This is a genomic window from Rhodococcus sp. 14-2470-1b (assembly GCF_002259415.1).
In the GTDB taxonomy this organism is placed as follows: domain Bacteria; phylum Actinomycetota; class Actinomycetes; order Mycobacteriales; family Mycobacteriaceae; genus Rhodococcoides.
This window is the reverse complement of sequence record NZ_NPFY01000004.1, coordinates 165,202-177,379: the sequence shown is the minus strand read 5'-3', so window position 1 is coordinate 177,379 and position 12,178 is coordinate 165,202. Positions and strand designations below refer to the sequence as shown.

Here is a 12,178-nt window from a genome sequence, read left to right as displayed (position 1 = left end):
AGCCCGTGACGTCGAACGATCCCGACGAGGGGCGTCGCGTTCACTACGGAGATTTCTACGGAGTCTCCGACACGACGGGCGACGGACGGCCGCTACTGGTCGTGTGGGGGAACTGCCAGGCGGAGGCCCTGCGGATCGTGGTCTCGAGCGCGGCGGATCTTCCTTACCGTACGGTGCGAGTTCCTCCGGTCCACGAGCTCACCGAGAGCGACCTACCGCACGTTCGTGACCTGATGACACGCTGTGCGGTGCTGCTGTCCCAGCCCGTGCGTTCCGGCTACCGCGGGTTGCCGATCGGTACGGACGATGTGGACGCACTCCGATCCGATCGAGCGGAGAAGATCGTGTGGCCGGTCCTGCGATACAGCGGGTTGTATCCGTTCCAGGTCATCGTGCGGCACCCCAGTGCCCCGTCCGCGACGCCCGCAGGCGTCCCCTACCACGACCTGAGGACGGTGATCGCCGCCCGCGACGGTGACTCGGCCGGGTGGGACGTCCCGCTGAGTGCTCGTCAGGTGGCAGACGTCGCAGCGTGGAGCATCGCGGAACTGGCCCGGCGTGAACGTGTCCAGTGCGACGTCGGTGTGTCCGATCTTCTGATTCCAGCGGGCGCCGGGGCCGCGAATACCGTCAACCACCCGGGAAACACAGTGTTGACGGCGCTCGGATCCCGCATTCTCCACGCGCTGGGTTGTGGCCCGCCCGCCGCGCCCGATCGAGAATTGTTGGGCAACATCGTCTCTCCGCTCGACGAGCGCGTCGTACGGGCGCTGGACCTGCAGGTACCGGCCCGGCCGTCGTGGCTCGTGAACGGTTCGCCCGTGTCCCAGGACGAGATCCGACGGGTTCAATTGCAGTGGTATCGAGACAACCCGCAGTTCGTCGACGCTGCCCTCGATCGCTACGCCGACCTCCTCGACATTCTGGACCTGGCTGCATGACGGCGACGATCGGCCATGTTCTGGTAGGACCACCGGCGCACGGTGTCGTCGAGTACGGCGCGTCCGTGGCACGCGAGTTGGGGGAACCGACGCATCGGGTAGTGCGCCTGGACGGACCGGAGTCCGAACTCCCGGCCTGGATCGGGGAGTGCTCACTCGTACATCTGCACGTGACCGACCGACTCTTCGGTGACCGTGCGTCCGCAGAGCCCAACTACGCGTCACTGTGTGCCAGGCTGCCCGTGCGGCACTCGGTAACCGTACACGACGTGCCACAACCGTCCGACGGGTCGGGATTCGAGGTACGAATTCGGTTCTACCGGAACGTGATCCATCACGCCGCAGGCGTGATCGTGTCGAGCGAACACGAGGCCTCGCTGCTCCGAGAATTCACCGACGCGGCCGTCGATCCGCAGGTGGTTCCGCTGATGATGCCGAGGCCGAGAGCGGAGCCTGCAGGAGTGACCCAAAAGCCGAGAGCGGAGCCTGCAGGAGTGACCCAAAAGCCGAGAGCGGAGCCTGCAGGAGTGACGGGAGTGCCGAGTGCGAGTGTTGCCGTGCTGGGTTTCCTGTATCCGGGGAAAGGGCACATCGAGACGCTCCGGGCGATGGCAGACTTACCGCGGTCCGTGGGTTTCGTCGCGTTGGGGACTGCGTCGCCAGGGCACGAGGATCTGATCGATCAGTTGCGGTGCACGGCAGCCGAAGCCGGACGGCCCTGCGAGGTCACCGGATTCCTCCCGGAATGCGATATGTATCGGCGCTTGGCGGATGCGACGGTTCCTGTTGCCTTTCATCGGCACCTGTCGGCGTCGGGATCGATCAATACCTGGATTGCGGCGAGACGTCGTCCCCTCGTCCCTCGCAACGCGTACACCGAAGAACTGGACCTGCGATCGCCCGGTGTGGTTCGTGTGCACGAAGACGACGTGGACTCATTGCGGGACGCGATCGCCGAGGCGGTGCGAGATCCGTCGTCGACCTGGATCGACGCGGATGTGGTGCCGCGGCCGACACCGAGCGACGTCGCCCGGGAGTACGACTCGATTCTGAGGGGATGGCAGGGATGACCAGGGCTCTCGAGGTCCAGGGCCGGTACGTCGTGCCGGACAACCGATGGGATCTGGCGCCGGACACGGTGGAGTTGCCGGGCGTCACCGTCGTGATCCCGTATTACGATCAGCCGCATCAATTGTCGCTCGTACTCGAAGCCCTGGCACAGCAGGACTACCCGTCCGACAAGATGCAGGTGGTCATCGCGGACGACGGTTCACCTACGCCGCCTGTCGTCGACGACTGGCTCGACAGGCTGGCGGTGACGGTGGTGAGCCAGGAGGACAAGGGGTTTCGGGCCGCCGCGGCCCGCAACCTCGGTGCACGTGCGGGGACGGGTGAGGTTCTGTGTTTTCTCGACGCCGACACAGTCCCGACTCCCGGGTACGTCGAGGCCGCCGTTGCTCTGCCTGCAGTGGCTCCGGACACGGTTGTCGTCGGGCGGCGAGGACACGCCGATCTGAGTGATGTGAACGTATCGGAACTGTCGGAATGGCTTCGTACTCCACGGGAACTCGGCGAACCCGATTGGTTGTCCGGCGCCTACCGCCGCACCGGTAACCTACTCCGACCGGGTTGGGACGGATACAAATTCGTCATCAGTGCAGTGTTGACCTGCAGCCGAGAACTGTTCGAGGAGGTCGGCGGCTTCGACGAGACCTTCGTCCGGTACGGCGGCGAGGACTGGGAGTTCGCCAATCGCGCGTTCATGGCGGGAGCGGTGTTCGCCCACGAGCCGACGGCGGTCGCGTGGCACGACGGGCCGGACTGGGCGGGGCGAGACGTCACGGACAGGAGCGACGAGAAGAACACCGAGGCCGTGGCTCTCGCACCGTTGATCACCGATCCCAGTGCGCGAAGCCACGGACTGCACTACCGCATCCCCGACGCTGCGGTGATCCTCGACGTGGCGGAGGCATCACCGGCATCGGTGATGGTCACTGTCGCCAGCATCGTGCGTGGTGTCGATTGCGCGGTGTGGCTGGAGGGAGAGCGAGGTGCCGAGGTGTACGACACACTGGCACTGGATGATTCACGCGTGCGCGTCGGTACCCCTGACCGATCGGTTCGGCTTCGCTGCAGGTTCGTCGTGCACGTTGTGGGCCCGGTGCAGTTCTCGTCGGCGACGTGGGGTGCACTGACTGGAAGCATCGGTCCTGGACTGGCAGGCAGGGTGACCGTCGATTGCGACGGTGCCTCGGTCTCGGCGACGGCGTCCAGGGCACTGAACCGTGCACAGCGTTGGGCCGCGCGGACCCGCGAGTCCGAATCGGAGTTGCTGAACGCGTTGTTCACGATCGAGCGTCGGAGCGCCGAGGAGGTCGGCATCTCACTGATCGACGGCGAACCGTGGCTGGCCTGGTGACCACGAGCGCTGGACACCACCGAGGTGATGTCCAGCGCCGGCGGGAAATGCGGTGATGAAGCTACAGGTTCGCTTTGGCCTTGTTGAGGGTGTCGACGGCGATCTGTAGGCCTTCGAGAGGACCGTAAGCGGTGTCCTCGTGTTCGATGTTGACGGCGATGTCGGGGTCGACGGCGTTCAGGGCGCGCAGGAACCGCGTCCAGAAGTCGACGTCGTGTCCGTTGCCGACGGCGACGAAGTCCCAGGCCGAGTCCTGCGGCCAGACGTTGACGAAGTGCTTGCCGCCGAGGCTGGTGCGGGGTCCGTCCTGCGGTGCGCGGGTGAATCGGTCGTCGAGGACTCCGTAGATCTCGCAGTCGGGGTTGATTCGGGTGTCCTTGGCTGCGGCGTGGAAGACCAGGGGGCCGAGCCATTCGATGGCTTTGACCGGGTCGATGCCCTGCCAGAACAGGTGCGAGGGGTCCATTTCGGCGCCGACGTTGCTCAGGCCGCCTTTGTCGACGAGGCGCTTGAGCGTCGGTGGGTTGAACACCAGGTTCTGCGGGTGCATCTCGATGGCGACCTTGACTCCGTGCTCACGGGCGAGAGCGTCGATTTCTTTCCAGAACGGCACCGCGACCTGATCCCACTGGTAATCGGAGGAGTCGAGGTATCCCGAATCCCAGGTGTTGACATGCCATGCCGGCCACGTCCCACCCTCGTGGGCTGCGGGCAGACCGGACATCGTCACCACCCGGTCGATGCCGAGCAGACCCGCGACACGGATGGACTTACGCAGGTCCTCGGCGTCCTCGGGGCCGACCTCCGGGTCGGGGTGCAGTGGGTTGCCGTTGCAGTTCAGGCCGGCGATCGAGACGCCCGTGCCCTCGAACACCGCGAGGTAGTCGGCCGGGCTGATGGTACCGGCGAGCAGGTCGTCGACCGGAATGTGCACCGGTGGCAGGAATCCACCGGAGTTGATCTCGATGCCTTCGAGACCGAGTGAGGCCACCGTCGCGATGGCGTCGGGCAGAGACTTGTCGTGCAGGATCGCGTTGTAGACGCCGAGTTTCATCGTGAGCTTCCTTGCAAGTAGGGGGTGGGTCAGATCTTGACTGCGGTGCCGTTCGCGGCAGCGGATTCGGCGATGGCGGCGACGATCTGCATGCCGCGCAGTCCGTGCGCGAAGTCCGGGAGCGGGGGCAGGCCGGTCAGTCCGGCGACCTGGTCGAGGAATGCCCGTGCCTGGTAGGCGAAGAATTCGGCTTTGCCGTGCCCGACGCCGCCGGCGTCCATTGGCAGCCCGCCCTGGATGTAGGGGTGCTGGGGTCCGATGATGACCTGACGGCGGCCGTTGACCGTCTCGTCGATGTCGGTGGTGGAGATGTGGAACTCCGCGGCTCGCTCGAGCGCCCACGACGCCGACCCGCGCGTGCCGAACACATCGAAGGACAGTCCGTCGGGATTGGCGTGCGAGACCCGCGAGGCGGAGAAGGTTCCGACGAACCCGCCGGCGAACTGCGCGGTGAAGGTCGCGATGTCCTCGTTCTCCACCGGCGCTGTCTCCCCGGTGGTCTCGGCTTTGGTGTGACCATAGGTGACTCCGACCGGAACGGGGCGTTCGGTGATGACGGTGGAGAACTGCGCCCCGCGGACCTCGACGATCGGCCCGGCGACGTACTCGGCGAGATCGATCAGATGACTGCCGACATCGGCGAGTGCACCTGTTCCCTGCCCGCCGCGGTACCGCCAGGTGATCGGCCCGGTCGGGTCGAGAGAGTAATCGGCGCGGTAGCGGCCGTCGAAGTGCACGATCTCACCGAGGCGACCGGCGGCGAGCTCGTCGGCGACGGCCTGCACTGCCGGGGAGCGGCGGTAGGTGTAGCCGACCGAGGCGATACCACTCGATGCCGCGGCGGCAGCGACCATCGACTCCGCATCGGCCAGCGACCCTGCCAGCGGCTTCTCGCACAGCACGTTCTTACCCGCGGCGAGCAGGCCTTCGACGATCTCACGGTGCAGGTGATTGGCGACGACTACGGACACGACATCGATGTCCTGTGCCTCGGCGATGGCCTGCCAGCTGTACTCGGCGCGCTCGTAGCCGTACCGCTTGGCGGTGTCGTCCGCGACACCCTTGTTGGTGTCCGCGATTGCCACCAAACGCACGTCCGGGCGGTCGGTGCCGAACAGCGTCGACGCCATCCGGTACCCGGCGGCATGGGCGCGTCCGGCCATACCGCCACCGATGACGGCTACACCGAGCGAGTTCTCTGTCATGAACGTGCTGCTTTCTTTCGGAGTGTCGCGGGATTAGTTCGGTCTATTTGACCGGTCTAGTAGAGATACTATGGGTCACCGATCGCGCGGATGTCAAGGACGGCGTTGCCGCAGTTTCGACACGCTCTCACGGGCAGGAACGGAGACGAGAAGACATGAACGCCGGAAGATCGGTGACCATGCAGGACATCGCCGACAAGGTAGGGGTGTCCAAGGCCTTGGTGTCCATGATCTTTCGTGGAGTTCCGGGGCCCAGTGCGGAGACGAAGGCCAGGGTCCTCGCCGTCGCAGAGGAGATGGACTACCGACCGAACCGAACTGCAGCTCTGCTGTCCCTCCGGCGCACTCACCTCATCGGCGTCATGACCGACATCAGGAATGCGTTCCACGCGGAGATGGTCGAGCACATGGTGGCCGAGGCGGACAAGGTCGGTTACGAGGTGGTACTCGGTGCCGTCACCCCGACACACGCCGAAGCTGCCGTCATGGAGACACTGCTCGACTTCCGCTGTGAGGCAGTGGTTCTGCTCGGGCCCGCCGCGTCGGATGTCGACCTCAGAGCGTGGGCAGGGCGGGTGCCGATCGTCGCGGTGGGTCGACGAATCGGCGGAGTCGACGCCGTGCGGGCGGGCGACTCGCGGGGGATGAGCGACGTCGTCGATCACCTGGTGTCACTGGGGCATCGCAGAATCGCGCATTTCACGGGGTACGGGTCGATCGGCAAGGACCGCCAAGCCGGCTACCGCCGCGCGATGCATCGCCACGGGCTGGACGAGCACATGGCCGTCGTCGAGGGCGACTTCACCGAGAACTTCGCGCCCGCGGCCGTCGATGCGTTCCTCGACGGAGACATCGAGCCCCCCACCGCGATCGTCGCTGCCAACGACCGCAGTGCAGTCGGCCTGCTCGACGCGCTGCAGAGGCGAGGAGTCTCCGTTCCCGGCGACATCTCGGTGACCGGGTACGACGACAGCACGTTGGCGAGAATGGCCCACATCGACCTGACCACCGTCAGTCAGGAACCCAAGGAGCAGGCGCGCCGCGCGATCACTGCAGCAACCTCACGTCTCGACGACGAACGCACCGAGGTGTCGTCGAGCGTTCTCCGGCCGCGCCTGGTGGTCCGAGGGACGACCGGTCCCACCGATCGGAGGTGACGGTGTGCTCTTCCGGCAACTGGAATACCTCGTGGCGCTGTCGCGTGAACGTCACTTCACACGCGCGGCTCAGGCATGCCACGTTTCGCAACCGGCGCTGTCCGAAGCGATCCGGAAGCTCGAAGTCGAGCTCGACCTTCCCCTGATCGTCCGGGGCCACAAGTTCGAAGGACTCACCCCCGAAGGCGAACAGATCGTCCGGTGGGCGCGCCGTATCGTCGCCGATCAGAAGTCGCTGCAGGAGGAAGCGGCAACTCTGCGGTCCGGCGTCACCGGCGCGGTACGTCTGGGCGTGGTGCCCACGGCGTCGGCGACAGTGGCCGACCTGACCGGACCACTGTGTCTGCACCACCCCTTGGTGACGGTCTCCCTGTCGGAGGACCTGCCGTCCGACGAGATCACCGGCCGCATCGACCGTTTCGAGCTCGACGGGGGAATCACCTACTTGGACGACGGAGTCGACGAGCGATACCGGACGTTTCCGCTCTACCGCGAGTACTACGACCTGTTGACCGCGACCGACTTCGGTCCGTTTCGGGAGGACAGTGTCACCTGGCGCGACGCCGCAGAGTTTCCGATGTGCACGCTGCCGTCGATGATGCGTGGACGCAGAATCCTCGACGAGTTCTTCGCCTACGACGGTGCCGCCAGTACGCCGCAGATCGAGACCGACTCCATCGCCTCGTTGTACGCGCACGTGAAGACCGGGCAGTGGGCGTCCGTCGTTCCGCGCGTGTGGCGGCAGGTGTTCGGAGAACCGCCGGGGCTTCGGTGCACCCCGTTGACGAGTGAACTGGACGCTCCGATCATCGGACTGGTGACGGCCAGGGAGAGTCAGGGATCCAGTCTGATCCGGGCGTTGGAGAACACTGCTCGCGGGCTCGACCGGACTTCATCGGCGTCGCCTATCGGTCGGTAGGAGCCACGTCTTGGACGTGTGCGGTCACGATGGTGCACCGTCGTAGCGTGTCAGCCGACGAGTACGCGTACGACGAGAAGTCCATCGTCGTCACCGAAGCCAAGTCCTACGCAGCAGGCGTCCCGGCCGTGCTCGTGTCCCTGCAGCGAGGCGTCGAGCAGATGGGGCCCGGCCGCACCGCGTACTCGCTGGCAAAACTCAATCAGCGCAAGGGTTTCGATTGCCCGGGGTGCGCATGGCCGGAGACGCCCGGGCACCGCAAGCACGCTGAGTTCTGCGAGAACGGTGCGAAAGCGGTCGCCGAAGAAGCGACCAGGAGAACGGTCGGACCGGACTTTTTCGCGACGCACTCGATCGACGACCTGCTCGGGCGGACCGAGTACTGGCTCGGCCAGCAAGGCCGCATCACGCACCCGATGGTGCTGCGGCCGGGTGCGACCCACTACGAGCAGATCGACTGGGACAGCGCCGAGCGCATGATCGCCGACGAGCTCAGGCAACTCTCCGGCCCGGAGCAGGCGATCTTCTACACCTCCGGACGCACGTCGAACGAGGCTGCATTCCTGTACCAACTACTGATCAGGTCCTACGGCACCAACAACATGCCGGACTGCTCCAACATGTGCCACGAATCCTCGGGGAGTGCGCTCAGCGCGTCGATCGGAATCGGCAAAGGCTCGGTATCGGTTCCGGACATCGAGAACGCAGACCTCATCCTCATCGCAGGCCAGAATCCTGGAACGAACCATCCCCGCATGCTGTCCACCCTGGAGAAAGCAAAAGGCAACGGAGCCAGGGTCATCGCGATCAATCCGTTGGTCGAGGCCGGGCTGCGACGGTTCAAGGATCCGCAGAAGGTCGGCGGAGTCGTCGGGGACGGCGTCGCCATCGCCGACGAGTACCTGCAGATCCGGCTGGGCGGGGACATGGCGCTGTTCCAGGGCCTGGGAAAGATGCTCGTCGACGCGGACGACAAGGCGCCGGGTACCGTGATCGACCGGGCCTTCGTCGAGGCCTACACCGCGGGCTTCGAAGAGTGGATCGACCACATCCGCGGTGTGGACATGGACGTCGTGCTGGAGGCGACAGGCCTGTCGATGCGCGAGATTCGAGAGACCGCCGAGGCACTCATCCGGTCGGAGAAGACGATCGTCTGCTGGGCGATGGGGCTGACACAGCAGACCCACGGCGTCGCGACCATCGAGGAAGCAGTGAACCTGCTGCTACTGCGCGGGATGATCGGAAAGCCGGGCGCCGGTGTCTGCCCCGTGCGGGGACATTCGAACGTCCAGGGTGATCGCACGATGGGAATCTGGGAGAAGATGCCCGAGTCGTTTCTCGCGGCACTCGATGTCGAGTTCGGCATCCACTCTCCCCGCGACCACGGACTCGACGCCGTCGACTCGATACGAGCCATGCGCGACGGCCGCGGCGCGTTCTTCATGGGCATGGGCGGCAACTTCGTCTCGGCGACACCGGACACCGCCGTCACCGAGGCGGCGCTACGCAACTGCACCATGACCGTTCAGGTCTCGACCAAGCTGAACCGCAGCCACCTGGTCCACGGCCGCAGCGCTCTGATCCTGCCGTCGCTCGGACGAACCGATCGCGACGTGCAGGCGTCGGGCAAGCAGTTCGTGACCGTCGAGGACTCGATGTCGATGGTGCATGCCTCGCGCGGTGGCCTTCGGCCGTCGAGCGCGTTCATGCGATCCGAGGTGGCCATCGTGTGCGGGATCGCCGAAAAGCTGTTCGGCAGGGAACATTCGGTGCCGTGGGCGAGCTTCCGCGACGACTACGACACGATTCGGGACTCCATCTCCCGCGTCGTCCCTGGCTTCGAGGACTTCAACCGCAAGGTCCGGCAGAAGGAAGGGTTCGGGCTTCCGCATCCTCCCCGCGACAGTCGTACCTTCCACACCTCCACCGGCAAGGCCAACTTCGCGGTCAACGAGTTGACGTGGTTGCCGGTCCCCGAGGGGCGGCTGATGCTGCAGACGATGCGCAGCCATGACCAGTACAACACCACCATCTACGGCCTCGACGATCGCTATCGCGGCGTGAAAGGTGGCAGAAGGGTGGTGTTCGTCCATCCCGACGACATCGTGTCGATGGGATTTGCCGACGGGGACGTGGTGGACCTCGTCTCCGAGTGGCCACTTCCCGACGGTACCGTCGCCGAACGCCGTGCCGACCAGTTCAGAATCGTCGCTTATTCCACGCCTCGTGGAAACGCGGCAGCCTACTACCCGGAGACAAACCCGTTGATTCCGCTCGACCACGTCGCGCGGAAATCCAACACTCCGGTGTCCAAGGCCGTCGTCGTCCGGTTGGAACGCCGCCGTCACGGCTAAACTCGTCCGGTGAGCATCGCGGACGGCGACAATCGAACCTATGGCGGCATCGCCGTCGAGGATCGTCGTTCCCGGAGGCGGTCGCAGTTTCTCGCCGCCGCGCTCGACGTGTTCTCCGAGAAGGGATACACATCCAGTTCCGTTGCAGACCTGTGTCGTTCGGCCGGGTTGGCGCGCAGGCAGTTCTACGACGAGTTCGCGAGCCGCGAAGACGCGCTCATCGCGCTGTACGACTCGATCCAGGCAGACGCCAAGACAGCAACGACCGAAGCGGTCGCGCGGTGTGCGGCCTCCGATACGCACGAGCTGGCGACGGCGGCGATGGGGGCGTACGTCGAGTCGATCGGCAAAGATCCACGGAGGGCACGTATCTCGTTCGTGGACAGTGTCGGTGTCAGTCGACGCATGGACGAGCATCGGTTGGCCGAGCGGGCGGTGTGGCGCGAGTTCTTCGCGCTGACCGTCCGGTCGGCGGTGGGTGAGGATTACGTGCCGCCGGGCGGTTACGAGATGGCGTCGACGGCGTTCATCGGGGCTCTCATCGCGCTCGTGCAGCAATGGAGCACGGCGGATCCGCGACCCGATGTCGAGGACCTCACGAACATCATGGTCGGGTTCCTCGACTCGCTGCTCCTGCACTGACGGCACGAGCGGGCCATGCGGAGCGGCCACGGGATCAGGTGGTTGTAATCCACGTCACTTCTGATCTACTCTCCACGGAGTCGAAGTTAGACAAATACATCTAACTTGTTTTCGGGGAGGCTGAATGTCCGTTCGAAGAGTGGTTCTCGGTGTGGTTGCGGCTGCGAGCGTCGCCGTCGCGGTGGCCGCGACCGCGCCGCCAGTGGTAGCGCAGCCGGCGTTCCCGGCGATTCCGGAGTTCGACACGGGGTTCTACTCGCCGGAGCAGTCGATCGTCTCCGCTGCCGAGCCCGGCCAGATCATCGCGTCTCGGCCGGTGAACGTGGCGAACCTCGGTGTCCTCCCGGTCAACGTCGACGCCTGGCAGCTGTCGTACCGGTCCAACGACAGTCGCGACGACGCGATCCCGGCGGTGGCCACCGTGCTCAAGCCTCGCGGATACGTTCCGGGCAGGCCACTGCTGTCCTTTCAGATCGCCGAGGACTCACTGGGCGCCTACTGTGCATCGTCGTACGTGCTGCAGCAGGGCTCCATTCCCTGGCCGCTGACCGGAGCGATCACCGGGGGAGCGCAGTTCCTGGAAATCCAGGCCGCCCTGGCTCAGGGCTGGGCTGTCGTGGTGCCCGACCACCAAGGGCCGAACTCGGCCTTCGCGGCAGGCCCTCTCGCCGGGCGGATCACGCTCGATGGAATCCGTGCCGCCGAGAACTTCGACCCGCTCGGGTTGGACGGTCGTGAGACGAAGGTCGGAATGATGGGGTACTCCGGCGGATCCATCGCGACAGGTCACGCCGCCGAGCTGCACGAAAGCTACGCCCCCGACCTGAACATCGTCGGGGCCGCCGAAGGCGGAATCGCAGCCGACGTGGGTGCGCTCGTCGACAACTCCAACAGTGCGCTCGGTGCAGGAATCGTGGCATCCGGCATCATCGGAGTCTCCCGTGAAGATCCCGAGCTCGCGCAGTTCATCGACCAGAAGCTCAACCCGCTGGGCAAGGCGATGTTCGGCGCGAAACAGAACCTGTGCATCGGATGGAACTCGGCCATCGCACCGTTCGTCAACCTCAAGGGGCTCTTCGACACTCCCGGCGATCCGCTTCGCGAGCCGGTAGCGCAGAGCGCACTCGACAAGTTGCGGATGGGCAAATCCGTACCCCGATTCCCCATGTACATGTACCAATCCAACCCGGACTGGCTGGTACCCGTCGGGCCGGTGAACACGCTCGTCGACACGTACTGCGCCGACCCGAACGCGAGCGTCACCTACACGCGTGACCATTTCAGCGAACACCTCACCCTCGAAGTGGTTGCTGCGCCGAGTGCGCTGCTGTGGCTTCGCGACCGGTTCGCCGGAGTGCCGGCCGAGCCGGGCTGCCGCACCACCGACGTCGGCTCGATGGCTCTGGACTCGCGGACCTGGCCGGTGTGGCAGGACGTCGTCGGCGATCTGGTTGCCGGCCTCTTCGGTCAGCCGATCGGATCCTGAC

At 65.6% G+C, this 12,178-nt stretch carries 10 protein-coding genes; 8 read left to right on the top strand and 2 right to left on the bottom strand.

Annotated elements, in window-relative coordinates; translation table 11 throughout:
• Positions 1-5 precede the first annotated feature (5 nt).
• The 3 genes from CH293_RS02140 to CH293_RS02130 are packed head-to-tail and all read left to right on the top strand — an operon-like array spanning position 6 to position 3,360.
• On the top strand, positions 6-941 hold the full coding sequence (locus CH293_RS02140) for a WcbI family polysaccharide biosynthesis putative acetyltransferase (RefSeq protein WP_094719207.1): 936 nt from the start codon (positions 6-8) through the stop codon (positions 939-941).
• Positions 938-2,011 carry a hypothetical protein gene (locus CH293_RS02135; protein WP_094719206.1) on the top strand — a complete coding sequence of 358 codons (1,074 nt, stop codon included), beginning with the start codon at positions 938-940 and terminating at the stop codon, positions 2,009-2,011. Before CH293_RS02140 ends, CH293_RS02135 begins: the two co-directional genes overlap by 4 nt.
• A complete protein-coding gene (locus CH293_RS02130; RefSeq protein WP_094719205.1) occupies positions 2,008-3,360 on the top strand; it encodes a glycosyltransferase in 1,353 nt (450 codons plus the stop codon). Before CH293_RS02135 ends, CH293_RS02130 begins: the two co-directional genes overlap by 4 nt.
• A gap of 61 nt (positions 3,361-3,421) precedes the next feature.
• Here the strand turns inward: CH293_RS02130 and CH293_RS02125 are convergent, their stop codons facing one another.
• The gene (locus CH293_RS02125) at positions 3,422-4,414 is read right to left on the bottom strand and encodes a sugar phosphate isomerase/epimerase (protein WP_094719204.1); all 993 of its coding nucleotides are present in this window, start codon (positions 4,412-4,414) and stop codon (positions 3,422-3,424) included.
• 29 nt (positions 4,415-4,443) lie between these two features.
• Positions 4,444-5,619, bottom strand: a complete 1,176-nt coding sequence (locus tag CH293_RS02120) for a Gfo/Idh/MocA family protein (RefSeq protein ID WP_094719203.1) — start codon at positions 5,617-5,619, stop codon at positions 4,444-4,446.
• Between the two features lie 155 nt (positions 5,620-5,774).
• Here CH293_RS02120 and CH293_RS02115 point away from each other — a divergent pair, with 155 nt between their 5' ends.
• From CH293_RS02115 to CH293_RS02095, 5 genes are all read left to right on the top strand, one after another.
• Positions 5,775-6,776: a LacI family DNA-binding transcriptional regulator gene (locus CH293_RS02115; protein ID WP_037113573.1), complete on the top strand. Its 1,002-nt coding sequence runs from the start codon at positions 5,775-5,777 to the stop codon at positions 6,774-6,776.
• A gap of 4 nt (positions 6,777-6,780) precedes the next feature.
• Positions 6,781-7,695: a LysR family transcriptional regulator gene (locus CH293_RS02110; RefSeq protein ID WP_094719202.1), complete on the top strand. Its 915-nt coding sequence runs from the start codon at positions 6,781-6,783 to the stop codon at positions 7,693-7,695.
• Positions 7,696-7,724: 29 nt separating this feature from the next.
• Positions 7,725-10,049: an FdhF/YdeP family oxidoreductase gene (locus tag CH293_RS02105; protein WP_094719201.1), complete on the top strand. Its 2,325-nt coding sequence runs from the start codon at positions 7,725-7,727 to the stop codon at positions 10,047-10,049.
• Between the two features lie 9 nt (positions 10,050-10,058).
• Positions 10,059-10,691 (top strand): TetR/AcrR family transcriptional regulator, encoded by a 633-nt coding sequence (locus tag CH293_RS02100; protein ID WP_094719200.1) that lies wholly within the window; start codon positions 10,059-10,061, stop codon positions 10,689-10,691.
• A gap of 124 nt (positions 10,692-10,815) precedes the next feature.
• Positions 10,816-12,177: a lipase family protein gene (locus tag CH293_RS02095; protein ID WP_176459874.1), complete on the top strand. Its 1,362-nt coding sequence runs from the start codon at positions 10,816-10,818 to the stop codon at positions 12,175-12,177.
• Position 12,178: the final 1 nt, after the last annotated feature.